Source organism: Micromonospora sp. NBC_01655, from assembly GCF_026339755.1.
GTDB lineage: Bacteria > Actinomycetota > Actinomycetes > Mycobacteriales > Micromonosporaceae > Micromonospora.
In genome coordinates, this window is the sequence record NZ_JAPEQF010000001.1 from 4,932,803 (window position 1) to 4,956,249 (window position 23,447).

At 73.5% G+C, this 23,447-nt stretch carries 20 protein-coding genes; 5 read left to right on the forward strand and 15 right to left on the reverse strand.

All coding sequences use genetic code 11. The annotated features are described in order from the left end of the window. Window positions 1-11 precede the first annotated feature (11 nt). Window positions 12-1,781, forward strand: a complete 1,770-nt coding sequence (locus OOK41_RS22190) for a glycoside hydrolase family 15 protein (RefSeq protein ID WP_266266574.1) — start codon at window positions 12-14, stop codon at window positions 1,779-1,781. Between the two features lie 233 nt (window positions 1,782-2,014). On the opposite strand, the gene OOK41_RS22195 is transcribed toward OOK41_RS22190, so the two are convergent. The 15 genes from OOK41_RS22195 to OOK41_RS22265 form a co-directional block, all read right to left on the reverse strand. After that, window positions 2,015-2,404, reverse strand: coding sequence for a hypothetical protein (locus OOK41_RS22195; RefSeq protein ID WP_266266575.1), 390 nt, complete (start codon window positions 2,402-2,404; stop codon window positions 2,015-2,017). Between the two features lie 185 nt (window positions 2,405-2,589). Continuing rightward, window positions 2,590-2,982, reverse strand: a complete 393-nt coding sequence (locus tag OOK41_RS22200; RefSeq protein WP_266266576.1) for a hypothetical protein — start codon at window positions 2,980-2,982, stop codon at window positions 2,590-2,592. A 198-nt stretch (window positions 2,983-3,180) separates the two neighbouring features. Next, window positions 3,181-4,035: an SMP-30/gluconolactonase/LRE family protein gene (locus OOK41_RS22205; RefSeq protein ID WP_266266577.1), complete on the reverse strand. Its 855-nt coding sequence runs from the start codon at window positions 4,033-4,035 to the stop codon at window positions 3,181-3,183. Continuing rightward, the gene (locus OOK41_RS22210) at window positions 4,032-5,102 is read right to left on the reverse strand and encodes a GNAT family N-acetyltransferase (protein WP_266266578.1); all 1,071 of its coding nucleotides are present in this window, start codon (window positions 5,100-5,102) and stop codon (window positions 4,032-4,034) included. The genes OOK41_RS22205 and OOK41_RS22210 overlap by 4 nt, the downstream gene beginning before the upstream one ends. Then, the gene (locus OOK41_RS22215; protein ID WP_266266579.1) at window positions 5,099-5,938 is read right to left on the reverse strand and encodes a fumarylacetoacetate hydrolase family protein; all 840 of its coding nucleotides are present in this window, start codon (window positions 5,936-5,938) and stop codon (window positions 5,099-5,101) included. Before OOK41_RS22215 ends, OOK41_RS22210 begins: the two co-directional genes overlap by 4 nt. Window positions 5,939-5,976: 38 nt before the next feature. Beyond that, window positions 5,977-7,005 carry a hydroxyacid dehydrogenase gene (locus tag OOK41_RS22220; RefSeq protein ID WP_266266580.1) on the reverse strand — a complete coding sequence of 343 codons (1,029 nt, stop codon included), beginning with the start codon at window positions 7,003-7,005 and terminating at the stop codon, window positions 5,977-5,979. Continuing rightward, window positions 6,989-7,996 (reverse strand): dihydrodipicolinate synthase family protein, encoded by a 1,008-nt coding sequence (locus OOK41_RS22225; RefSeq protein WP_207892937.1) that lies wholly within the window; start codon window positions 7,994-7,996, stop codon window positions 6,989-6,991. The genes OOK41_RS22220 and OOK41_RS22225 overlap by 17 nt, the downstream gene beginning before the upstream one ends. A 2-nt stretch (window positions 7,997-7,998) precedes the next feature. After that, on the reverse strand, window positions 7,999-9,021 hold the full coding sequence (locus OOK41_RS22230; protein WP_207892936.1) for an NAD(P)-dependent oxidoreductase: 1,023 nt from the start codon (window positions 9,019-9,021) through the stop codon (window positions 7,999-8,001). Between the two features lie 5 nt (window positions 9,022-9,026). After that, window positions 9,027-9,926 carry a carbohydrate ABC transporter permease gene (locus OOK41_RS22235; RefSeq protein WP_117672967.1) on the reverse strand — a complete coding sequence of 300 codons (900 nt, stop codon included), beginning with the start codon at window positions 9,924-9,926 and terminating at the stop codon, window positions 9,027-9,029. Further along, on the reverse strand, window positions 9,923-10,825 hold the full coding sequence (locus tag OOK41_RS22240) for a carbohydrate ABC transporter permease (RefSeq protein WP_117672966.1): 903 nt from the start codon (window positions 10,823-10,825) through the stop codon (window positions 9,923-9,925). Before OOK41_RS22240 ends, OOK41_RS22235 begins: the two co-directional genes overlap by 4 nt. Before the next feature lie 93 nt (window positions 10,826-10,918). Next, complete coding sequence (locus OOK41_RS22245) at window positions 10,919-12,154, reverse strand: ABC transporter substrate-binding protein (protein WP_266266581.1); 1,236 nt, start codon at window positions 12,152-12,154, stop codon at window positions 10,919-10,921. Between the two features lie 23 nt (window positions 12,155-12,177). Then, window positions 12,178-13,440, reverse strand: coding sequence for a Gfo/Idh/MocA family protein (locus tag OOK41_RS22250; protein WP_243640219.1), 1,263 nt, complete (start codon window positions 13,438-13,440; stop codon window positions 12,178-12,180). A 31-nt stretch (window positions 13,441-13,471) separates the two neighbouring features. Further along, window positions 13,472-15,649: a hypothetical protein gene (locus OOK41_RS22255; RefSeq protein ID WP_266266582.1), complete on the reverse strand. Its 2,178-nt coding sequence runs from the start codon at window positions 15,647-15,649 to the stop codon at window positions 13,472-13,474. Window positions 15,650-15,681: 32 nt separating this feature from the next. Then, the gene (locus OOK41_RS22260) at window positions 15,682-17,784 is read right to left on the reverse strand and encodes a hypothetical protein (RefSeq protein WP_266266583.1); all 2,103 of its coding nucleotides are present in this window, start codon (window positions 17,782-17,784) and stop codon (window positions 15,682-15,684) included. Window positions 17,785-18,062: 278 nt separating this feature from the next. Next, the gene (locus OOK41_RS22265; protein ID WP_266266584.1) at window positions 18,063-18,878 is read right to left on the reverse strand and encodes an IclR family transcriptional regulator; all 816 of its coding nucleotides are present in this window, start codon (window positions 18,876-18,878) and stop codon (window positions 18,063-18,065) included. Between the two features lie 239 nt (window positions 18,879-19,117). Between OOK41_RS22265 and OOK41_RS22270 the strand changes: the two genes are divergently transcribed. From OOK41_RS22270 to OOK41_RS22285, 4 genes are read left to right on the forward strand one after another with little or no spacing between them, the layout of a single operon-like run. Continuing rightward, entirely contained in the window at window positions 19,118-20,500 is a 1,383-nt protein-coding gene (locus OOK41_RS22270) for an aspartate aminotransferase family protein (RefSeq protein WP_266266585.1), read from the forward strand. Beyond that, window positions 20,500-21,687 carry a mandelate racemase/muconate lactonizing enzyme family protein gene (locus OOK41_RS22275; RefSeq protein WP_266266586.1) on the forward strand — a complete coding sequence of 396 codons (1,188 nt, stop codon included), beginning with the start codon at window positions 20,500-20,502 and terminating at the stop codon, window positions 21,685-21,687. Before OOK41_RS22270 ends, OOK41_RS22275 begins: the two co-directional genes overlap by 1 nt. Next, on the forward strand, window positions 21,684-22,526 hold the full coding sequence (locus OOK41_RS22280; protein WP_117672958.1) for an amidohydrolase family protein: 843 nt from the start codon (window positions 21,684-21,686) through the stop codon (window positions 22,524-22,526). The genes OOK41_RS22275 and OOK41_RS22280 overlap by 4 nt, the downstream gene beginning before the upstream one ends. Then, window positions 22,523-23,347: an SDR family NAD(P)-dependent oxidoreductase gene (locus OOK41_RS22285; RefSeq protein ID WP_266266587.1), complete on the forward strand. Its 825-nt coding sequence runs from the start codon at window positions 22,523-22,525 to the stop codon at window positions 23,345-23,347. Before OOK41_RS22280 ends, OOK41_RS22285 begins: the two co-directional genes overlap by 4 nt. Window positions 23,348-23,447 lie beyond the last annotated feature (100 nt).

Genomic DNA, 23,447 nt, shown 5'->3' on the forward strand with positions numbered 1-23,447 from the left:
GATCGCCCGGCATGCCACCGGCTCCGAGTGACCGGCACGTGGACGCGCTTCCGGCCGTGCTGCGCGACTACGCGCTGCTCGCCGACGGGCACCGGGGCGCCTTGGTCGGCCCGGACGGCGACATCGCCTGGCTCTGCGCGCCGCGCTGGTCCGACCCGGCCGTGTTCAGCAGCCTGCTCGGTGGGCCGGGACGCTATCTGGTGACCCCGGCGGCGACCCGCTTCGTCTGGGGTGGCCACTACGAGGCGGCCTCGTTGATCTGGCGCAGTCGGTGGGTCACCGGAGACGGCATCATCGAGTCACGGGAGGCACTGGTGTTTCCCGGCGACGCGGACCGCTTGGTGCTGCTGCGCCAGGTCCGCGCCCTGGACCGGCCCGCGCGGGTGCGGGTGGTGCTGGACCCGCGCGCCGACTTCGGTCGCTCACCGGTGCGCGAGGTGACCTGCGACCGTGGGCTGTGGCGGGCGCGTACCGGCGGGTTGCACCTGCGGTTCCACGGCGGAGCCGGACTGCGTCCGGCGTCGGACGGGTTCCTCGTCGGTGAGCTTGCCGTGCCGCCCGGCGGACAGCACGACCTCGTGCTGGAAGTGTCCGCAACCCCCCTGGTGCAGCCGTGTGAGGAGCCCGCCGAATTGTGGCGGATCACCGAGTTCCACTGGGACGCGGTGATCCCTGAGATGTCCGGCGCCGCCGAGCGGGACGCGCGGCTGGCCTACGCGGTGCTGCGGGGGATGACGCCGCCCGGTGGGGGTATGGTCGCCGCCGCCACCACCGCGCTGCCCGAACGGGCGATGCAGGGCCGCGACTACGACTACCGGTACGCCTGGATTCGTGACCAGGCGTTCGCCGGGCAGGCCGCCGCCGTGGCCGGCCACTACGGTCTGCTGGACGACGCGGTCAGTTTCCTCAGCGGTCGGGTGCTGGCCGACGGCGACCGTCTGGCGCCGGCGTACACCATCGGTGGCGAGCCGGTACCGCCGGTTCGGCAGTTGGCGCACCTGCCCGGGTATCCCGGGGCCCTCCCGGGCACCGGTAACCGGGTCGGCGGCCAGTTCCAGCTGGACGCGTTCGGTGAGGTGCTCTTGGCGCTCGCCGCAGCCGGCCGGCTCGACCGGCTGGACAGCGACGCCCACCACGCCATGGAGGTTGCCGCGTCGGCGATCGCGGACCGGTGGTCCGAGCCGGATTCCGGCATCTGGGAGCTGTCGCCACGGCAGTGGACACACTCGAAGCTCACCTGCGTTGCCGGGCTTCGGGCCGCGGCGCGGATCGTCCCGGCGGGTGTGGCCGGCAGGTGGTCGGCCCTGGCCGACCGGATCCTCGCCGACGCCGCCACCCACGGCCTCGATCGGGCGGGACGCTGGCAGCGGGCGTACGACGACCGGCGGGTCGATGCGGCGCTGCTGCTGCCCGCGATCCGCGGCGCGCTGCCCCCGCAGGACCCGCGTACCGAGCGCACCCGCCGGGCTGTGCTCGCGGACCTGGCGGCGGACGGCTACCTGTACCGGTTCCGGGCCGACCGGCGACCTCTCGGTGACGCCGAGGGGGCCTTCCTGCTCTGCGGCTTCGCCGCTGCGCTGTCCAGCTGGCAGGCCGGGGACCTGGTCGGGGCCACCCAATGGTTCGAACGCAGCCGGGCGGCGTGTGGGTGCCCGGGTCTCTACACCGAGGAGTACGACGTTGCGCAGCGGCAACTGCGCGGCAATCTCCCGCAGGCGTTCGTGCACGCCCTCATGCTGGAGACGGCGGTGACCCTGGCTCATGCCACCGCGTGCGGATGACCACACGCGTCGGTGGCCGGCCCCGGCCGGCGGCACCAGTCACCGTCGCCGGCACGGATTCAGGCGGCCTTCCGGCGGTTCCAGCCGGGGACAGCCCGTTCAGCCGGCGTACGGGGAAGGACTTCGAAACATGGTCGCCGGCTGCCCGGACGCCGTGTTGCCCGACCGTAAGGCCGACACCCTGGTTGACAGGTAGCCGGTGAGAGTGCGTCGCTTGACCGACGGCCTTGCGATCAAAGCAGCTCGCCGGCGCAGCGTTCATGATCGCCGCAGCCGTAGCAGGTGTGTCGCAGGCAACCGGTGCAGATCCCGAGGTTCTCCAGTCGGTACCAGTCATGGCAGGTGGAACAGGTCTCGCGGCCGTTGAGCATGGCGTTCCAGCCGGCGGACCCGCCATTGAGTTCGTAGGAGGCGGCGACGAACTCGGCCAGCTCGGCATCGTACGCCGGAGCCGTCGGGTCGCCGATCCTGTAGTTCAGGCTCCAGCAGTACACCGCGAAGAACGACGTGCCGCTGACCAGGAAAGCACGACCGCGTCCGTTAAGGGCCCAGGCATCGCGGAGGTGCCGGACGCGTTCCTGGAAAGGCCGCGAGCCGTCCAACATCACGCGGTCGCCAGTCATCCTGGCATTATCCGGGCAGGGTCAAGTGGTCAGCGCCACAGCGCTGGAAGCGCGTGCGACCCGGCGCCGGGTCGCGCCGGGTCGCGCCCCCGCCGGCGGCCCCGTCCCGGGCCGTCGGGGCCGCCGGCGTCTCGGGCGGCCCCGCTCGCGGACACCTTCGTGCTGGTCTTCGTCCGTCCGCTGGCCTAGCAGCCGACCGGGTTCTGGGAGTACGCGACGAGCGTGTCGAAGCTGGCCCTCGCGCGGCAGTATCCCCGTTCGGCGGGGTCCGTGAAATAGGCGGTGGCGGCCGTACCGTCAGACGCCTGCTGCAGGTAGTAGAGCGCCTCCGGATCCTCCTGGTACGGGCCGGCGGGCGCGTCCGCGCGTTCCAGGGCGATGTCGATCGGGCCGCTGCACCCGCCCGAGAGCCTGGCGAAGGCGGTCTGCATGCCGATGGAGTAGTAGAGGTCGGTGACCGTCAGCGAGCACGCCGATCCCTGTAGGGGCGCGGCGGCGGGCGCGGCGGCGGCGGGCGTCGCTGCGGCGACCAGGCCCCCAGCGAGTACGGCTGCACTCACCATGCTGCGGATACGCATGATTCGTCCTCCCCAGTCGAAGCGTGTAGAAATCTTCCACACCTGATTTGAATCCTGGCAAAGAATGCCGGGCGTGGGAACCCTTCACGGGAAGCCGGCCGGGGACGACGGCGGAGACCGCCTCCCCCGGCGGGAGCGGTCGGCTGCGCGCGCATCGCGCCGCTGGCACCGGCCGGGTTCGCCGTACACCGTCACCCGTCAGCCGGCGAACTCGTACCCGGGGAACCCGGCGACCCCGGGCCGGACGCGGAACAGCGCCCCGGCCGGGGCGCGGTCACCCGGCGGCAGGCCCTCCCGGGAGGTGGTGACGTACAGGTCGGCGTACCCGGGGCCGCCGAAGGTGCACGCCGTCGGGCGGGCCACAGGCAGTTCCACCACGGCGGTGAGCGCACCGTCGGGGGCGTACCGGTGCACCGCGCCGCCGTCCCACAGCGCCACCCAGATCCCGCCCTCGGTGTCGACGCAGAGCCCGTCGGGGACGCCCCGCCGCGCCGGCACGCTCACCACCGGCCACCGGTCCCCCAGCTCACCGGTGGCCGGGTCGTACGCGAACGCGTCGATCCGGCCGGTGGCCGAGTCGACGTAGTAGGCGGTGTCGCCCGCCCGGTTCCAGGCCAGCCCGTTGGAGACCGTCACGCCGGTGAGGACGGTGTGAACCGCGCCGTCCGGGTCCAGCCGGTAGACCGCCGCCCGTCCGGGAGCCGCGTCGTACGCCATCGAGCCGCACCAGAACCGGCCCAGCGGGTCGCAGCCGCCGTCGTTCATCCGTACCGTCGGGTCGGACCACAGCTCCGGCAGCGGCTGCACCGCGTCGTCGGTGAGCAGCGCGAAGCCCCTCTCGACGGCGGCCACGAGGCCGCCGCCCGCGCGGGGGCGCAGCGCGGCGAGCACCGGCGCGACGTGCCGGCGGGTGACCAACCCGGTCGCCGGGTCGTACGCGAGCAGGTCCCCGGCCAGCATGTCGACCCAGCGCAGCCGGCCGTCGGCCGGGCACCACACGGGCCCTTCGCCGTGCCCCGCCACCGGCGGGGTGATCTGCTTGGCCCGGCTCACAGGTAGTCACCCGGCCAGTGGAACGCGCCGGGCGCGGCGGTGACCCGGGCCAGCCGCTGCGGGTCGGCGCGCACCGGGCGGACCATCCCGGTGTCGTCGGTGGCGAACTCCGGGTCGCGCAGCAGCCATGGCAGCGCCCGGGTGATCGCCGGGTCGGCGGGCAGCCGGGCCTCGCAGCGGGTGAGGCCCGCCGCGTCGGCGTCGCGGGCGACGGTGGCGAACAGGGCGGCCAGGGCGTCCTCGGCGCCGGGCCGGACGGCGACCTCCAGCACCCGGACCCGGTCGGCGTCGCGGCGCGTTACCAGGTACCCGTCGACCTCGCCGGCGCCGCGGTCCGCGCCGGCCGCCGCGCCGTCGAGGCGGGCGAGGTCCCGGTCCGCGCCGCCCGGCGGCGGGTCCGCGCGGCGGGCGAGCAGCAGCCGGGCGGGCGGGGCGTACCAGACCGGCACCCGGCGGGCCCAGTCGTCGGCGGCGCGGACGGTGCTCAACGGCCGGTCGGCGTCGAACGCGTCGTGGACGCCGGCCAGCGCTGGCCAGTCGGCCGGTGACCCCGGGGTCACCGCCCAGCCCGGGGGCGGCGCAGCCGGCCGGGCCGGGCGCCCGACCGGGTACCGCAGCGCGAAGGTGCGGAAGCCGCTGCCGGCGTACACGGCTGGGGTGCCGGTGAACAGCAGCGACCAGGCGCAGCCGTCGGCGTCCATCGCGGCGAGGGCCAGCTCCAGCAGCCGCCGCACGTGCCCCCGGCCCCGGGCCGCCGGCAGGGTGGCCACGTTGGCCAGCCCGCCGACCAGGTCGACGCCGCCGGCACCGTCGCGCACCCGCCGGGGCAGATAGTAGACGGAGGCGAGGACGGTGCCGGCCGCCACCGCGACGAACGTGCGCGCGAGGCGACCCGGGTCGCCGTCCCACAGCGCCGGGACGTGCGGCTCGCCGAACGCGGTGTCCCACAGGGCGTGCAGTGCCGGCCCGTCCGTCGGCCCGGCCCGCCGGTACGCGGCGTCGCCGCCCGGGCCGCCCGGGCCGCCACCGCGTCCGGGACGGGCCCCGCCGCCGGCCTCGCCGGTCACGCCGGGGACAGCACGGTGCGCTGCCGGCCGAGCCCGCCGATCTCGACCTCGACGACATCCCCGGCGGACAGGTACGGGAACCGGCCGGACAGCGCCACCCCCTGCGGGGTGCCGGTGTTCAGCACGTCCCCGGGCTCCAGGACGGTGAACTGGGACAGGTGCCAGATCAGGTACGCCACCTCGAAGATCATGTCCGCGGTGCCGGAGTCCTGGCGCGGCTGGCCGTTGACCCAGGAGCGCAGCCGCAGCGCCTGCGGGTCGGCCACCTCGTCGGCGGTGACCAGGCACGGGCCGAGCGGGTTGAACGTCTCGCAGGACTTGCCCCTGGCCCACTGCCCGCCCGGGTCGGCGAACTGCCATTCCCGCTCGGTGACGTCGTTGCTGACCGCGTACCCGGCGACGTGGGCGAGCGCGTCGGCCGGGGAGTCGAGGTAGCGCACCCGCGCCCCGATCACCACGGCCAGCTCCACCTCCCAGTCCGTCTTCACCGACCCGCGCGGGATCAGCACGTCGTCGTACGGGCCGACGACCGTGTTCGGGGACTTGTGGAACAGGATCGGCTGGGCGGGCGGGGCGACGCCCGACTCCCGGGCGTGCGCGGCGTAGTTCTGCCCGATGCACAGCACCGCGCCGGGGCGGGCGATCGGGGCGCCGACCCGCTGGCCGGTAACGTCGACGCGGGGCAGCGCCCCGGCGGCCCGGACCCGACCGACCGGGTCGGCGGCGAGGAACGCCCCGTCGATGTCGGCGGTGACGCCGCTCAGGTCGTAGTGCGCGTCGCCGTCGACGAGCACCGGCCGCTCGGCACCGACCGGCCCGATCCGCATGAAACGCATGATGTCCCTTTCTCGTTCGCTACTCGTCCCGGCCCCGGTCAGCCCATCCGGGCGAGCAGGTCCGGGGTCACCGCGTGGGCGAGGGGCCGCCCTGCGGCGTACCGGGCGATCTCGTCGACGACGATCTCGCCCTGCCTGCGGCGACCCTGCACCGTCGCGGCGGCCTGGTGCGGGGTGAGCAGCGCGTTCGGCAGCCCACGCAGCGGGTGCCGCTCGGGCAGCGGCTCGTCGTCGAACACGTCCAGCGCCGCGTCGATGCGGCGGGTGGCCAGCTCGGCCACCAGCGCCGCCTCGTCCACCAGCCAGGACCGGGCGGTGTTCACCAGCCCCGCCCCGTCGGGTAGCAGGGCCAGCTCCCGGGCGCCGATCAGGTGCCGGGTCTCCGGCAGCGTCGGGGCGTGCAGCGCGACGATCCGGCTGCCGGCCAGCAGCTCGTCCAGGCTCACCAGGCGGGCGCCGAGGGCGGCGGCGTCCGCCGGGGTCAGCGTCGGGTCCGCCACCGCGACCTCCGCGCCCAGCGCGCGCACCAGTTCCAGGTACGCCCGTCCGGTGCGGGACGCCCCGACCACCCCGATCGGGCAACCGAGGATCTCGTGCCGGGGCGGGGCCTGCTCGGCGACGTACCAGTCCACTCCGAGGTGCAGGGCGTGGTCGAAGCGCGGCACCTGGTGCAGCAGGGCCAGGGTGAAGGTGAGGGCGACCTCGGCCACCGACCGGGCCATGCCCTGCCCGGCCTGGGTGACGGCGACGCCCCGGGCGAAGACCTCGTCGGTGACGAACGGCTTGACCGTCGCCCCGGTGTGCGCGACCAGCCGCAGCGCCGGGGCCCGGTCCAGCAGCGCGGCGTCGAGCCGGGGCACACCCCAGGAGGTGACCAGCACCTCGGCCCGGGCCAGCACCGGCGCGAGGGCGCCCCCGGTGAGCGCGTCGTGGGAGTCGACGAGGTGGCAGTCGGCGGTCGCGGCCAGCCGCTCGCCGACCGGGCCGGGGAAGAACTGGGCGCGCAGCGCGGGCGGCACCGACACCACGGCGACCTGCCGCCGCGCCGGGTCAGCGGAGCCAGTCATCGCGGTGCTCGGCGACGAAGTCGTCGTCGGTCAGCCACGGGTACGCGGCGGCGACCCGGCTCAGCTCCGCGGCCTGCCCGGGGGAAAGCCCCTCGTTGGTGTCGAGGCACCACACGCCGTCGAGCAGCCCCTGCCGGCGCAGCACCTCGTGCACCCCGGCGATGCAGCCGTGGAAGTCGTGTGCGGCGTCGAAGACCGCCGCGTTGGCATCGGTGACGGCCGCCGCCCGGTCGGTCAGCTCGGCCAGCGCCGCCGCGTCGCCGCCCCGGGCCGCCCGGGCCCGCTCGAACAGCGCGACGGCCGCGCGGGTCCACACCGCCCACTGGCCGAGCAGGCCGCCGGCGAACCGCCGCCCAGCGAACTCGCCGAGCAGGTCGCCGACGATGTGGTCGTCGTTGCCGGTGTACAGAGCCACCTCGGAGCCCCGGTCGGCGGCGGCGATCCCGCGCACCGCCTCCAGGGTGCGGTACCGGTCGAACGGGGCGAGCTTCACCGCGACCACCGACGGCAGGTCGGCGAACGCCCGCCAGAACGCCGTCGACAGCCGGGGCCCGCCGATGGCCGGCTGCAGGTAGAAGCCGATCACCGGCAGCACCTCGCCGACGGCCCGGGCCCGGTCCAGCAGGTACGCCTCGTCGGTGCCGGGCACGACGGGGGACAGCAGCACCGCGTGGTAGCCCAGCCCGGCGGCGAGTTCGGCCTCGGCGACGGCCTGCGCGGTGTCACCGCACGCCCCGGCGACCTTCACCACCGGCCGGCCCGCCTCCGCGTCGACGGTCTCGGCGGCCAGGGCGAGCACCGGCCGCAGCAGCCCGGCCTCGCGGATGGCGAACTGGGTGGTGTGCACGCCGACGGCCAGCCCGCCGGCCCCGGCGGCCAGGTAGTAGCGGGTCAGCGCCCGCTGCCGGCGCTCGTCGAGGCGGCGCCCGGCGGTCAGCGCGAGCGGGTGCGCGGGGAGCACCGTCCCGGCGCGCAGCAGATCCAGGGACACGGTCAGAACCTTCCGTCGCGGACGGCGAACTTCGTCGGTTTGCCGGAGGTGGGCAGGCCGGCGGCCAGCCAGTCGGCCTGCCAGTCGACCAGGGTGCCCAGCGGCACGTCCGGGTAGCCGAACAGCGCGTGGCAGCGGGTGGCGTCGTTGAGCAGCGCGGTCGGCGCCTCCGTGCCGGCGTACGTCACCGGCCTGCCCAGCCGTGCGCCGAACCGGGCGGCGATCCGGCGCACCGGGGCGGTCTCCGGGCCGGTCAGGTTCAGCGTGCACACGTCGGCGCAGGCGTGCCGCAGCGACCGTAGCGCGACCTCGTTGGCGTAGCCCTGCCACACCACGTTGACGTGGCCGGTGGTGACGTCGACCGGGTCGCCGGCCAGCACCGCCTGCCCGATGTCGGCGAGCACCCCGTAGCGCAGGTCGACGGCGTAGTTGAGCCGCAGCACCGCGACCGGGGTGCCCCGGGTGGCGGCGGCGTGCGCGAAGACCTGCTCGCGGCCGAGGCAGCTCATCGCGTAGTCGCCGACCGGGCCGGTCGGGTCGGTCTCCGCGCAGCCGCCGGAGGTCACCGGCACCATCGGGTAGACGTTGCCGGTGGAGAACGCGGCGATCCGGGCGGCCGGGTACCGGCGGGCCACCGCGGCGGGCAGCACCGCGTTGACCACCCACGCCAGGTACGGGGCGGTGGCGGTGCCGAACTTCGCGCCCACCATGAAGATCACGTCGCTGGCGTCGGGCAGCCCGCCCAGGTCGGCGTCGCCGAGCAGGTCGAACGTGACCGGCTGCACCCCGTCGGCGGCCAGCGCGTCGGCCGCCGCCCGGTCCGACCAGCGCGACACGGCGTACACCCGGTCGCCGGTGCGGCCGGCGGCGTCGAGCCCCCGGCGGGCCAGCCGGCACAGCGACGGGCCCATCTTGCCCCCGGCGCCGAGCACCACCAGGTCGCCGGAGCCGCCGGCCAGGTCGGCGACGAGCGCCGCCGACGGCCGGGCGAGCCGCTCCTCCAACTCGGACTCACTGTTGAACACTGAACTCATCCCTTGATTCCGGACATCGTGACGCCCTCGGTGAAGTACCGCTGGCCGACGAGGTACGCGGCGAAGATCGGCACGAACGCGACGACCGAGCCGGCGAGCATGACATTGAGCGGCACCTGCTCCTGCTGGAGGGAGGCGATGCCGACGGTGAGCGTGCGCATGTCCCCGCTCTGCCCGATGATCAGCGGCCAGAGCAGGTCGTTCCAGTGCCACAGGAAGACGAACACGCCGAGGGTGGCCAGGATCGGCTTGCACAGCGGCAGCACGATCCGCACGAACATCCGCCACTCCGACGCGCCGTCGATCTTCGCCGCCTCGAACAACTCGTCGGGCAGGCCCTGGATGAACTGCCGCATCAGGAACACGGCCTGCGCGTTGGCCAGGGTCGGCAGGATCAACCCCCAGTAGGTGTCCACCCCGCCGACCTTCGCGATCAGGATGAAGGTGGGAATGAGGGTGACGTGGTACGGCACCATCACCATCGCCAGGAACGACCAGAACATCGTCTCCCGGCCGGGGAAGCGCTTCTTCGCGAACGCGTACCCGGCCATCGCGGCGAGCGCCAGCACCGCCACGACGCTGACCACCGAGTAGATGGTGGTGTTCAGCAGCCAGCGCAGGATGCTCCGCGAGTCGAGCACCGTCGCGTACGCGTCGAGGTTCACCGGCCAGGGCAGCAGGCTGCCGGGGAACTCGACGGCGGCGGCGGGCTTGAGGCTCAGCACCACCATCGCGTAGAACGGGAACAGCGTGACCACGCTGGCCACGGTGAGTAGCACGTAGCGCAGCACGGTGCCGCCCGGTCCCGGCTGCAACGCCCGGTACGACCGCCGCCGCCTCGTCGGCGGGGGTGGCGTGCTGGGCGCGGACGTGGGGGCGGTGGTCGTGGTGGTCACTTGTCTCTCCCGAGGGCCAGCCGCTGGATCAGGGCGACGACCAGCGTCATCGCGAACAGGGCCGCCCCGATCGCGCTGGCGTAGCCGAGGTCGAAGTACTTGAATCCCTGGTCGTACAGGGCCATGACGAGGGTGTAGCTGGCCCGGGCCGGGCCGCCGCCGGTCATCGCGTACACCAGATCGAAGACCTGGAACGAGGCGGTGGTCTCGATCACCAGCAGGAAGAACAGCACCGGCTTGAGCTGCGGCAGCACGATCCACCGGAACCGCTGCCAGGGGCCGGCGCCGTCGGTGAGGGCCGCCTCCTCCTGCTCGCGGGGCAGGTCCTGGAGCCGGGCCAGCACGATCAGCATGCCGTACCCGAAGTGCGACCAGACCCCGACCAGCGCGAGCGCCGGCAGCACCAGCGTGCTGGAGGCGAGCCACGAGTCGTCGGGCAGGCCGAGCCAGCCGAGGATCCGCGACCAGGGGCCGGCGGAGGAGAACACCCAGGAGAAGATCGTGGCGACCAGCACCAGGCTGGTGACCACCGGCAGGAAGAACACCGACCGGAAGAAGCCCACCCCGCGGAAGCCGCGCCGCACCAGCAGCGCCAGCCCGACCGACGCGGCCACGGTCAGCGGCACGTACAGCACGGTGTAGACGACGGTGACCCGCAGCGACTGCCAGAACACCGGGTCGTCGGCCAGCCGGCGGGCGTTGTCCAGGCCGGTCCACTCGGCGTCGCCGCCGATCGTGTACTCCATGAAACCGAGCACCAGCCCGGCGATCGCCGGGCCGAAACGGAACGCCAGGAACAGCAGGAACGCGGGGAGGACGAAGAGCAGACCCCATCGCGCCTCGCGCCGGGCGATCACCCGCCGGGCCCGCCGGGCCGGCAACTGAGCTGATACGGCCATCTCGCCATCCTCTTCGCAGGTTCGGCACCGGCCCTGGGCCGGCGCTGGGGGTGCCTGGCCCGCCGCCGGGTCGCGACGGCAGGCCGGCGTGCGTCAGAGCAGCGCGTCGGCGGCCTTGGCCGCGTCGGCGAGAGCCTGCTCAGGGGTCTTCTTGCCGATCAGCGCGGCCTGGATCTCGGGGGCCAGGACCCCCATCACCTCGCGGCTGGATTCGTTCAGCGACCCGACCGTCATGCTCGGCAGGGTCTTCTCCATCTCGCTGTTCACCGGGTCCTGGGCGTAGAGCGAGCCGGCGGACTTCTTGGTGGAGAAGTAGCCGCCCGCCGTGTCGTACGCGGTGGCCACCGCCGGCTGGGTGGCGAAGCTGATCCACTCACCGGCGGCCTTCTTGGCCTTGCTGCCCTTGAGCATCGCCAGGCTGCCCACCGCGCCGTAGCCGACGCTCCTGACGTCGGACAGCGGCGGGAAGATCTTGATGTTCTCCTTGCCCCAGAACGTCTCCACGTCGGCCGGGACGTGCTGCCAGGTGCAGGCGACCTTGTTCTTGGCGACGTTGGTCTGCTCGAACGCGGGGATGCTGGTGAGCAGGTCCTTCTCCACGAAACCGCCGTCGGCGAGCTGCTTGAGGAAGGTCAGCGCCCGGACGCCCTCGGGGCCGTCGAACGCCACCGACTTGCCGTCGGTGCCGAACACGTCCCCGCCGGCCTGCCACAGCAGCGGGTAGAAGGACTGGTTCAGGGTGGCGGTCGGGTCGGCGTAGTAGTTGGTCACGTCGAAGCCCTTGGCCTTGAACGTCGGTGCGAGGGCGAGCAGGTCCGCCCAGGTCTTCGGGTACTCGCTCACCCCGGCGGCGGCGAACACCTTGGCGTTGCACATCAGCGGGTTGGTGCTGGTCAGGATCGGCGCGCCGAGCATCTTGCCGTCCTGGGTGACGGCCTCGCGGAGGTTGTCCAGGTAGTCGGCCTTCGCGTCGGCCGGCAGGTACTCGTCCACGGGCTCGATCATCTTGCCGAACTTGCCGAGCTGGTCGGGGATCAGGTAGACCACGTCCGGGCCCTTGCCGCCGGCGATCGCCGTGGTCAGCGACTCCTCCCGCTTGGCCCACGGGAAGATCTCGACCTTGACGTCGGTGTTCGGGTGGTCCGCCTTGAAGGCGGTGACCTGCTTGTCCCAGAAGCCCCGGTGGGTGGCCTCGTCGGGGATCACCGGGTAGATCCACATCGTGACGGTCTGCTTGTCGTCGCCGGCGTCGGACCCGCCGCCGCACGCGGTGAGCAGCCCGGCCGCCAGCGCGGCGACCGCGACCGGCGCGAACCTGCGAACTCGCATGTATCCGTTCCTCTCTGAGTGGTTCACTGCGCGGGCACGGTGACGACCGTGCCGGTGTGCCGGGCCGCCTCGGCGGCGAAGACCGCGAGGTGGCTGGCGAGGGTCTCGTCCAGTCCGGACCGGATGTGCCGGCCGTCACCGGTGGCGACGGCCCGGACGAAGGCGTCCATCAGCCCGGTGTCGCCGCCGCCGTGGTCGTCGGCGGCGGTGGATCCGCCGACCGTGCCGGCGTCGAGGGTCTCGATCCGGTCGGTGCGGAAGTCGTGCACCCGGACCCGCTCGCCGTCGCCGGACAGCGAGCCGTGGGTGCCGAACAGTTGGGTCTGGCGGTGGGTCTGTTCGGTGAAGGCGGCCATGGTGAAGGTGGCGGTGACGCCGCCGGTCAGTTCCATCGCCACCACCTGGTGGTCGACGACGTCGTTGTCGCCGGCGTAGACGCAGCGCCCGTACGGGCCGGTGCGCAGCGCCTCGACCAGCGCGGCCTCGTCGGTGCCGTCGGTGACCACGCTGACCGGCCAGATCGGCCCGTGTTCGCGCAGCACCGGCAGGTACAGCTTCGGCGCCGAGTACGGGCAGCCCGGCTCGGCCGGGCAGTCCAGGCACCGCTGCGCGGCCCCGGCCGGGGCCTGGCCGGGCCGGAAGTGGCGCAGGCCGCCGAAGCTGGCCACCCGCTCGACGCGCCGGCCGGTGACGTAGCCGATCCAGTCCAGGTCGTGGCTGGACTTGGCCAGCAGCATCGGGGTGGCCAGGTCCTCCCGCCGCCACGGCCCCCGCACGTAGGAGTGGGCGTAGTGCCACCAGCCGACCGGTTCGAGGTGCTGGACGCTGACGATCTCGCCCAGCACCCCGCTGTCCACCACCCGCTTCACCAGGTCGGTGTAGGGGGTGTACCGCAGCACGTGGCAGACGGCGAACAGCACGCCGGTGGCGCGTACCGCGTCGACGATCTCGCGGCACTGCTCGGCGGTCGGGGCGAGCGGCTTCTCCACCAGCAGGTGCCGGCCGGCCTTGGCGAACTCCACGGCCGGCTGCACGTGCATCCGGTCCTGGGTGGCCACGACGACCGCGTCGGCCGGCACGTCCGCCGCGAGGAGGTCGCGCCAGTCGGCGTACGCCGCCGCGCCGGGGTGGGCGGCGGTGATCAGCCCGCGCTGGTGGGGGCGGGGGTCGGCAACCGCGACGAGGCGGGCACGACCGGGGTTGGCGGCCACCCACCGGGCGTACGTCTGGCCCCGGTTGCCGGCACCCACCAGCGCCACCGTCACCGGCCGGTCCTGCTGTTCCACCTGTTCCTCGCTTCCTCTCGCCGCTGCGTGGTCAGACCGTCAGGTTCCCGGCGTCGCGCACCCGGGGTGAGGCGGCGGGCAGTTCCCGGGCCACGCCCTCCTCGACGCACCCGGTGTGGTGCAGGTACGACCCCGCCCCGAAGCCCCCGTCGGCCAGCCGCAGCTTCCCGCCGGTGAACTGGGCGCCGACGGCCGAGTACCGGTTGGTGCCGGCGTCGACGCTGACGTGGGCGGTGCCGGCGTCGGCGGTGGAGCTGAGGTAGCCGCCCAGCTCCCACCGCACGACACCGGCGGTCCCGGCGCGCGACAGCAGCGCCCTCGCCGCGTTCGTCCCGCTGAGCACGGCCCCGCCGCCGATGCTGATCCGCTGGTCGGCGGCCCCGGCAAGGCGGATGCCGGTGTCGGTGAGGGTGCCGCCGTCGACGCGCACGTCGGCGGACTTCACGGTGACCGGGGCGGCGCCGGGGACGCCGAGCAGCGTCACGTCGGTCAGGTGCAGCGGGCCGGTGCCGTTGAACGCGTGCCCGTCGACCCCGCGGACGGTGGTGCGGACCAGGTGCACCGGCGTGGTGACGCTGGCCTGCACCACCTCCGTGCCGGCGGTGGCGAGGGTGAAGGAGCAGCCCTCGATGACGTTCGGCCGCCCGGAGCGGGTGGACTGCTGGGAAATGATCAATGTGTCGTCGGCCGAGCAGCCGCGGAGCTGCACGCCGTCGGCGTTGACCCAGATCATCCCCGAGCCGGCCAGGCCGGCCTTGCGGATCACCTGGACGTCCTCCAGGGTCAGGTCGGTGACCTTCACCCGGGCCACGAACCAGGAGCAGACGTGCTTGCGTACGGTGATCCGCTTGGCCGCGGAGCCCCACGCCGCGCCGGAGTTGGCGAAGGTCATCAGCCCGGAGTTGCCGGTGTAGACGAGGTCGTGTTCGTACTGGCCGTGGGTGACGAACGGGCCCTGGTCGTCGCCGTCGCCGTGGCAGTTGGTGACGTAACCGTACGCCGAGGCGGTCCAGTCGTTGAGGTGCCGGGCATTGGAGGTCCGGCAGTCCTCGACGTGCCCGTACAGGCAGTAGATCTGCTGGGTGAGGTAGCCCGCGCCGCCCCAGGTCACCGAGGTCGGGTTCTTCAGGGTGCACCGGGCGGTGTGGAAGTACGTGCACCAGCGCCGCATGATCACCGGCCAGAAGGTGCCGGTGGCGTCGACGTCGGCGACGTCGCAGTGCACCGCGTACTCGTAGGCGATCGGGTGGGAGCCGGTGTACTGGTCGGCGCCGTTGCCGGTGAAGACCAGGTTGCGCACGTGCACCCGACTGACCGGCTCGACCCGGGTCCAGGTGAGGGCGCGGCCGACGGCCAGCTCCCAGCCGTTCTTGTAGTTGACCCGGATGTGCGTGCCGTCGACGATCTGGGTGACCTGGACGAGCTTCTGCAGCTCCCGCTCCCAGCCGCCGGCGAGCCGGTTGACCTCCACGGCGTACCACTGGCCGACGGTGAACGCGCCGGAGTCGGCGACCTGGAACGAGTCCCAGCCCTCCCGCACCACCTCGGTCAGGGTGTGGGTACGCACGTCGTCGGTGACCTTGCCGCGGAAGAACAGCACGGCGGCGAACGGGTCGTCGCGGCCGGCGTCGACGATGCCGTCGGTGGACATGGTGTGCCCGCCGAAGTCCAGCACCAGGTCGCTGCGGGTGAACGTGTGCCGCTTGACGAAGTGCAGGTCGGAGTGGGCCTCGATGCGGTGGATCGCCGGGTCGGCGACCATCGCGTCGAGTGCGGCGTCGGCGTGGGTCCCCGCGTCGAAGATGCCGAAGTGCCGGAACTCCACCACGCCGTCGTGCAGGTGCAGCCAGCGGCCGGGCCGGTCGCCGTCGGGGGCGAGCACGGTGCCGCCGTTGCCGGCAGCGGTGCTGGCCGGGTCCCAACGGAACATCCGGGCGGCGCCGTCGCCGGCGGCGTGGTAGCCGTCGACGTGCACGACCTGCCCGGCGCGCAGGGTGTTGGTCTGCACGCCGAGCAGGGCGGCGACGGTGCCGACGTGCAGCACCGCGTCCCGGCCGGGGGCGAGCGGCTGCGCCGCGGCGTCTGGCTCGGGGGCGGCGGACGCGGCGGTGCCGGGGGCCAGGGCGAGCGCGGTGCCGGCGAGCGCGAGCCCGCCGAGCCCGGAGGCGCGCAGCAGCGTGCGGCGGGAGGTCGGTTCGGAGCGGTCCATGGGGGGTGTCTCCTCTTCCAGGGCCGGGGCGGTCAGCGAACGAGGTTGTCGGTGGTGCTGACCCGGGCGGAGTCGGCGGGCAACTCGCGGGCGACCCCCTCCTCGACGCACCCGGCGTGCAGCAGGGTGGACGCGGCGCCGAAGGCCGCGTCGGCGAGCGCCAGCCGGCCGCCGGAGAACCGGGCGCCGGCGGCGCGGTACCGGTTGACCCCGGTGTCGAGCCGCACGTGCGCGGTCTGCGCGTCGGCCGCCGTGCTGCGGTAGTCGCCCAGCTCGACGCGGACCGCGCCGGTGCCGGCGGCCCGGGTCAGCAGCGCCCGGCGGGCGTTGGTGCCGGTGACCACCGCGCCGCCGTCGACAACGAGGCGCTGGTCGCGCACGGCCGACAGTTCGATGCCGGTGTCGGTCAGCGTGCCGCCGCGCACCACCACCTCGGCCGCCCCGACCAGCAGGGGTGCCGCCCCGGGGGTGCCGGTCAGCGTGCAGTCGGTGAAGTGCACCGGCCCGGTACCGCGCAGGATCGCGCCGTCCAGGCCACGGAAGGTGGTCCGGACGAAGTGCACCGGGTTGCTGACCGGGGTCTGCACGATCACCGTGCCGGCGGGCTGGTCGAAGTCGCAGTCGGTGATGGTCGTGGGCCGGCCCGAGCGGGCCGAGCGCTGGGCGATGCTCAGCGTCCGCGCCGAGCATCCGCGAAGCTGCGCCCCGTCGGCGTTGACCTGGAGCGTGCCGGCCGGGTCGAAGGTCGAGCGGGCGATGACCCGCACGTCCTCCAGGGTCAGATCGGTGATCTTGGTGCCGGCGACGAACCAGGAGCAGACGTGCCGGCGGACGGTGATCCGCTTGGCGCTGATCCCCCACTGGCCACCGCTGTTGGCGATGTCCATCAGGCCGGAGTTGCCGGTGAAGACGAGGTCGTGCTCGTACTGCCCGTGGGTGGTGAACGGGTTGCCCCCGGCGTCGTCGCCGTCGCCGTGGCAGTTCTCCACGGTGCAGTACGCCGAGGCGGTGAGGTCGTTGAGGTGCCGGGCGTTGGAGCTGCGGCAGTCCACGACGTGCCCGTACAGGCAGTAGATCTGCTGGGTGAGGTAACCGGCGCCGCCGTACATGACGGTCGGCGGGTTCTTCAGGGTGCAGTTCGCGGTGGTGAAGTGGGTGCACCAGCGCCGCATGATCACCGGCCACCAGGTGCCGGTGGCGTCGATGCCGGAGACGTCGCAGCGCACCGCGTACTCGTAGGCGACCGGGTGGGAGCCGCTGTACTCGCGGTCGTCCGGCCCGGAGCCGGGGTACTCGCCGGTGAAGGCGACGTGGCCGAGGAAGACCATGTTGCGTACGTGGGCGCGGCGGACCGGTTCGACCCGCCGCCAGGTGATCGTGCGGCCGGGCTCCAGGGCCCAGCCGTTGAGGTAGCCGACCCGGATGTGCGTGCGGTCGACGATCTGGGTGACCTGGACCATCTTCTGCAGCTCGCGCTCGTCGGCGCCGGTCATGGCGTTGCTGGTGGCGGTCCACCACTGGCCGACGGCGAACCTCCCCGAGTCCGGCACCTGGAACACGTCGGTCAGCTCGGGGACGGTCTCGGTGAGGGTGTGGGTGATCACCGTGTCGGTGGTGGCGCCCCGGAAGTAGAGCACCGCGCCGAACGGGTTGTCGTGGGTGTTGCGCTCGATGCCGTCGGTGTGCACGGTGTGCCCACCGAAGTCCAGCTCGACGTCGCTACGGCCGAAGGTGTGCCGCTTGACGAAGCGCAGGTCGGTGTGGGCCTCGACGCGGTGGATCGCCGGGTCCGTCACCATCGCGTCGAGCGCGGCGTCGGCGGGGGTGTCGCGGCCGAAGACGCCGAACATCCGGAAGTCGCCGATCCCGTCGTGCACGGCCAGCCACCGGCCGCGCCGGTTGCCGCGCCCGGCCGGGTACGGGTCGTGCACGGTGCCGCCGTTGCCGGCGGCGGTGCTGGTGGGGTCCCAGCGCAGCAGGCTGCCGCCGCCGTCGCCGGGGGTGCGGTAGCCGGCGACCCGCACGAGCGTGCGGGCCGTCAGCGCGGCGGGGGTGAGGGCGGCCAGGTCGGCGACCGTGTCGACGCGCAGGAGCTGGTCGTGGGGGAGGTTCGCGGACGTGCCAAGTAGACCCATGGAGAGCCTCAACCTTCGCGGTCCAGCCGGACGGCGGGGCGCCGGACGGCGGTGCTGGGGGCCTGCCGGCGCCACGGGGCGTCGCAGGGCGGGGGGAAGGTCGGGCAAACGCGCGAGGCGCGCAGGCGGCGGAGCTGCTGACCGGAACGCCCGGCGCCGGGGCTGCGGCGCGACGGGAGTCAGCTGTTCGCCCGAGACGGCCGCGGCCGGGGGCCGCGACCCGCCACGGCCTGGGCTGTGACGTTGGCGGGAACGTTAAACAGCAGGTGAACCGGCTGTCAAGAGGTCACCTCCGGCGGGATGTGGCCGAGCCGCACGGAGATGCCCTCGGCGGCCTGCCGCACCTGACGGCCCAGTTCCTGGTACCGCCAGCTGGGCAGACCCAGCTTCAGCCCGGTCACGCTGATGGCGCCGCAACAACCGCCGGTGTGGTCGCGCAGGGCGCTGCCGATGCAGAAGACCCCGTCGGCGTCCTCCTCGTCGTCGAGGGCGTAGCCGGCCTTGCGGACGTCGTCCAGGTGGGCCAGCAGTGAGTCCAGGTCGCAGATGGTGTGGTCGGTGCGCCGGGGCAGCCCGACCCGCCCGATCAGCTCGGTGACCTGCAGCGGGGTCATCTCGGCCAGCAGGGCCTTGCCCAGCCCGGTGCAGTGCGGCAGCTCGCGGGTGCCCATCCGCAGCTCGATCTGGATCCGTTCACCGTTGCTGACCTGGTCGATGACGACCGCGTGGGACCCCTCGGGCACGGCCAGCCGGGAGCTGAGCCCGGTCTCGCGGGTCAGCCGGCCCAGCACGGGGCGGGCGATGTCGCGCAGCGAGAGTTGCTCCTGGGCCCGGACGCCGAGGCGGGCCAGCGCCATCCCGAGCCGGTAGCGCCGGTTCATCCCCTCGCCGTCGTCGGCGGCCAGCCCGTGGTGGCACAGGGTGTGCAGGGTGGCGAACGCGGCGCTCTTGGACAAGCCGCAGGCGCGGGCGACGTCGGTGACGCTCAGCCCCCCGCCGGGGTCGGCGGTGGAGAGCGTCTCCAGCACCTCGGCCGCGCGGCTGACGCTGCGCACCAGGTAGCGGGAGGTGTCCCCGTCTTCGGTGGTGGTCATGGTCCTTCTTTCGGTCGAGCCGGCAATCTGTTCGCCAAGACCGAACAGCCTAACAAATCTGTTCGGAATTCGGCGCGCCGACGTGTTGACCTCCGCGATCAGGCGTGCCTAATATGCCGAACATCGTTTGGCAATGCCGAACAATGTTCCGGAAATTTGGCAAGTTCCTCCTGCGGCGGACAACACCGCGGCGCTGCGACCGGGCTGGGTCGCCGCGCCGCACCGATGAGGAGTTAGGTGTGAATCCACGATCGGCCCCGTCCGGTGCCACCCTCGCCGAGCGGGCGCGCCGGGTCATCCCGGGCGGCGTCAACAGCGGGCAGCGCAGCATCCCCGGCCTCACCGAGCTGGTGATCGCCCGGGCCTCCGGCGCGCACTTCTGGGACGCCGACGGACGCCAGTACACCGACTACCACGCGGCCTTCGGGCCACCCCTGCTCGGTCACAACGACCCCGACGTCAACGCCGCCGTCACCGAGGCCGGCAAGCGGCTGGACCTGTGCGGCGTGGCCGTCACCGACGGCGAGGTACAGCTCGCCGAGACGCTCGCCGAGCTGGTCCCCAGCATCGACAAGGTGCTGCTCACCAGCACCGGCAGCGAGGCCACCTTCCACGCCCTGCGGGTCGCCCGCGCCGCCACCGGCCGGCGCCTGGTGGTCAAGTTCCAGGGCTGCTACCACGGCTGGCACGACTCGGTCAGCCTCAACGTCATCTCCGCCCCGGACAGGGTGGGTACGGTCGACCCGATCTCCACCGGCATCCTGCCCGAGGTCCTCGACGCCACCCTCGTGCTGCGCTTCAACGACGCCGCCGCCGTCCGGGCCGCCTTCGCGGAGCACGGCGACGACATCGCCGCCGTCATCGTCGAGCCGGTGCCGCACAACATCGGCTGCGTCCTGCCCGAGCAGGAGTTCCTCCTGGCCCTGCGCGACGAGTGCACCCGGGCCGGCAGCGTCCTGGTCTTCGACGAGGTGATCACCGGTTTCCGGCACGACCTCGGCGGCTGGCAGAAGATCAGCGGGGTCACCCCCGACCTGACCACCCTCGGCAAGGCCATCGCCAACGGCTACCCGATCGGGGCGCTGGGCGGCCGGGCCGACCTGATGGACCTGTTCAGCACCCGTCCCGGCGCGCCCGCGTTCTTCGCCGGCACCTACAACGGCCACCCGGCCGTGGTCGCCGCCGCCATCGCCACCCTCGGCAAGCTGCGCGCCGAGCCGGTGCACGAGCACGTCTACCGGCTCGGCGAGCGGACCCGCGCCGGCATCACCGACGCCCTCGCCGACCTTGGCGTCCCCGCCGTGGTCGCCGGGCACGGCTCCGTCTTCGTGACGTACTTCATGCCCGGACCCGCCCCGCGCAACTACGACGACCTGCTGCGCAACGATGCCGGCATGTTCATCGGCTACCGTCGGCGGATGCCCGAGCACGGCATCTTCGAGCTGCCGCTGAACCTCAAGCGCAACCACATCTCGTACGCCCACACCGACGCCGACATCGACCACCTGGTCGAGGCGACCCGGGCGGCCGTGCGGGACACCCTCGCCGCCGGCGGGGTGACCGAGCTGGCCGGCACCGCCACCATGGGCGGCGCGACCCCCGTCCGGGGAGGACGGCGCTGATGCTGACCGTCGACAGGACGCGTCCCGTCGGCCCGGCCGGGCGGATCAGCCGGGTGGAGACCCGCACCCTCGGCACCGCCTGGCGGGACTTCTCCTACGTCCGGGTGCACACCGATGCCGGGCTGACCGGCGTCGGCGAGATCACCCACCCGTACCGGGGGCGGGAGACCTGCCAGCTCGCCGAGGCGATGGCCGGCCGGCACCTGATCGGCGCCGACCCGTTCGACGTCGAGGAGATCTGGCTACGGATGTACCAGGGCGACTTCCTGCGCGGTGGCGACGTCGGCGGGATCGTCGTCTCCGGCGTCGACCAGGCCCTCTACGACCTGATGGGCAAGGCGCTGGGCGTGCCCGCGTACCGGCTCACCGGCGGTGCCTGCCGCGACCGGGTCCAGGTGTACGCCAACGGCTGGTACACCGGCGACCGGGAGCCCGCTGCGTTCGCCGAACGGGCCGTGGCCACCGTCGCCAAGGGGTACTCGGCGCTGAAGTTCGACCCGTTCGGGGCTGGCCTGGGCGAACTGTCCCGCACCGAGCTGTGCCGCTCCGTCGACATCGTCGCCGCCGTGCGGGCCGCCGTCGGCGCCGACGTGGAGCTGTTCGTCGAGGGGCACGCCCGGTTCGCCATGCACACCGCCGCCCGGCTCGTCCGGGAGCTGGAGCCGTTCGACCTCGGCTGGTTCGAGGAGCCGCTGCCGTGGACCCACATCGAGCGGTACGCCGAGCTGCGCGCCCGCGCCAGTATGCCGATCTCCGGCGGCGAGCACTTCCACAACCGCTACGAGTACGCCCGGCTGTTCGCCACCGGCGCGGTCGACATCATCCAGCCGGACCTGTCGATGGCCGGCGGGTTCACCGAGGTGCGCAAGCTGGCCGCCATCGCCGACCAGCACGCCATGGTCGTCGCCCCACACAACTCCAACTCGCCGCTGTGCACCACCGCCTCGGTGCACGCCGTCCTCGGAATGCCCAACTTCAAGATCCTGGAGACGTTCGACGGCCTGCTGGAGGACTACGTCTTCGACGCGGTGCGCGGCGCCCTGCCGGTGATCGACGGGCACATCGCCCTGCCCACCGCCCCCGGCCTCGGCGTCACCCTGGTCGACGAGGTGTTCGTCGAGCACCCGCCGAGCCACGGCTTCTGGAACATGTTCGCCGAGGGGTGGGAGAAGCGGGACCGCCGATGATCATCGACGTGCACTCGCACCTGTTCGACTGCCCGGACCACGTCGGCGACCCGTTCGCCGCCGAGGCGGCCCGGGCGCACGGCGGCGAGGTCGACCTGACGGTGCGGTGGTCGCAGTACGCGGCCACCGCGCCGGCGGACACCCGCACCATCGTCGTCGGCGGCAAGGCCCGCCGCTCCGGGCTCTGGGTCGACGACGCCGCGGTGGCCGCGTACGTGGCCGCCCGGCCGGACCGGCTGATCGGCTACCTCGCCCTGGACCCCACCCAGCCCGGCTGGCGCGACGAGCTGGAGCACGGCCACCGCGACCTCGGCCTGCGCGGCATCAAGCTGATGCCGATGTACGCCGGCTTCGACCCGGCCGACCCCGCCTACGACGACCTGTACGCGTACGCCGAGCGGCACGGCCTGCCGCTGCTGGTGCACACCGGCACCACGTTCGTCTCCGCCGCGCCGCTGCGCTACGCCCTGCCGGTGCACCTCGACGAGGTGGCCATCCGCCGCCCCGGGCTGCGCATGGTGCTCGCCCACCTCGGCCACCCGTACGAGGGGGAGTGCATCGCGGTGATCCGCAAGCACCGGCACGTCTACGCGGACGTCTCGGCGCTGCACTACCGGCCGTTCCAGCTCTGGCACAGCCTGCGCCTCGCGCAGGACTACGGGGTCTGGGACAAGCTGCTCTTCGGCAGCGACTACCCGTTCACCACCGTCGACGCCTCGATCGAGGGGCTGCGTGCGGTGGGCCGGGTGCCCGGCATTCCCGGCCTCGACCCGCTCGACGTCGACGAGGTCGAACGGCTGATCCACCGCCCGTCGCTCGACCTGCTGGGGCTGGCATGACCACCGACCTGACCTCGTTCGACCTGACCGGCCGGCTGGCCGTGGTGACCGGCGCCGCGCGCGGGCTCGGGCTGGCCTTCGCCACCGGGCTCGCCGCCGCCGGCGCCGACGTCGTGGCCGTCGACCGGCCCGGCGTCGACCTCAGCCCGGTCGCCGCCGCCATCACCGACCAGGGCCGGGCCTGCCACCGGTACGCCTTCGACCTGGCCGACACCGAGGCCATCGCCGGATGGGTCGACGACCTGCGCCGGGCCCACGGCCCGGTGCACGTGCTGGTCAACAACGCCGGGGTGGCCCGGCTGGAGCACTTCAACGAGATCACCGTCGCCGGCTGGCGGAAGCTGATGCGGGTCAACGTCGACGCCGTCTTCTTCCTCGCCCAGCGGATCGCCGAGCACATGATCGCCGACGGGGTAGCCGGCCGGATCGTCAACGTCTCCTCCAAGAACGGCCTGGTGGCCGAGGCCGGCCTGGCCCACTACAACGCCTCCAAGGGCGCGGTGGAACTGCTCACCCGGTCGCTCGCCACCGAGCTGGGGCCGCACGGGATCACCGCTAACACCATCGCCCCCGGCATGATCGCCACCGGCATCGACGGGGAGTTCCCGTTCGACCGGGAGGCGTTCGAGGCGGCCTGGGAGCAGCGCATCCCGCTGCGCGGCGGGTACGGCACACCGGCCGACTGCGTCGGCGCGCTGCTGCTGCTGGCCTCGGACGCAGGCCGGTACATCACCGGCACCCACCTGGTGGTCGACGGCGGGGTGCTCGCCGACCAGATGCCCCGGCTGCGCTTCATGCCCCCGTACCGGGGCACCGTCTAGCCACCGACCGTTCCTGGCCGCGCCACCGGGGCCTGGCGGCAGGGGCCCCCGAGCGGAGGGGACCCCGCGCCGCCGGCGTCCGATCCCCCGCCGCCGCCGT

Bases quoted from the DNA above. Each gene is read 5' to 3' on its own strand.
- OOK41_RS22255 (WP_266266582.1), bottom strand. From the start codon at position 15,649: ATGGACCGCTCCGAACCGACCTCCCGCCGCACGCTGCTGCGCGCCTCC.
- OOK41_RS22245 (WP_266266581.1), bottom strand. From the start codon at position 12,154: ATGCGAGTTCGCAGGTTCGCGCCGGTCGCGGTCGCCGCGCTGGCGGCC.
- OOK41_RS22215 (WP_266266579.1), bottom strand. From the start codon at position 5,938: ATGCGTTTCATGCGGATCGGGCCGGTCGGTGCCGAGCGGCCGGTGCTC.
- OOK41_RS22285 (WP_266266587.1), top strand. From the start codon at position 22,523: ATGACCACCGACCTGACCTCGTTCGACCTGACCGGCCGGCTGGCCGTG.
- OOK41_RS22195 (WP_266266575.1), bottom strand. From the start codon at position 2,404: ATGACTGGCGACCGCGTGATGTTGGACGGCTCGCGGCCTTTCCAGGAA.
- OOK41_RS22240 (WP_117672966.1), bottom strand. From the start codon at position 10,825: ATGGCCGTATCAGCTCAGTTGCCGGCCCGGCGGGCCCGGCGGGTGATC.
- OOK41_RS22275 (WP_266266586.1), top strand. From the start codon at position 20,500: ATGCTGACCGTCGACAGGACGCGTCCCGTCGGCCCGGCCGGGCGGATC.
- OOK41_RS22190 (WP_266266574.1), top strand. From the start codon at position 12: ATGCCACCGGCTCCGAGTGACCGGCACGTGGACGCGCTTCCGGCCGTG.
- OOK41_RS22200 (WP_266266576.1), bottom strand. From the start codon at position 2,982: ATGCGTATCCGCAGCATGGTGAGTGCAGCCGTACTCGCTGGGGGCCTG.
- OOK41_RS22220 (WP_266266580.1), bottom strand. From the start codon at position 7,005: ATGACTGGCTCCGCTGACCCGGCGCGGCGGCAGGTCGCCGTGGTGTCG.
- OOK41_RS22265 (WP_266266584.1), bottom strand. From the start codon at position 18,878: ATGACCACCACCGAAGACGGGGACACCTCCCGCTACCTGGTGCGCAGC.
- OOK41_RS22280 (WP_117672958.1), top strand. From the start codon at position 21,684: ATGATCATCGACGTGCACTCGCACCTGTTCGACTGCCCGGACCACGTC.
- OOK41_RS22260 (WP_266266583.1), bottom strand. From the start codon at position 17,784: ATGGGTCTACTTGGCACGTCCGCGAACCTCCCCCACGACCAGCTCCTG.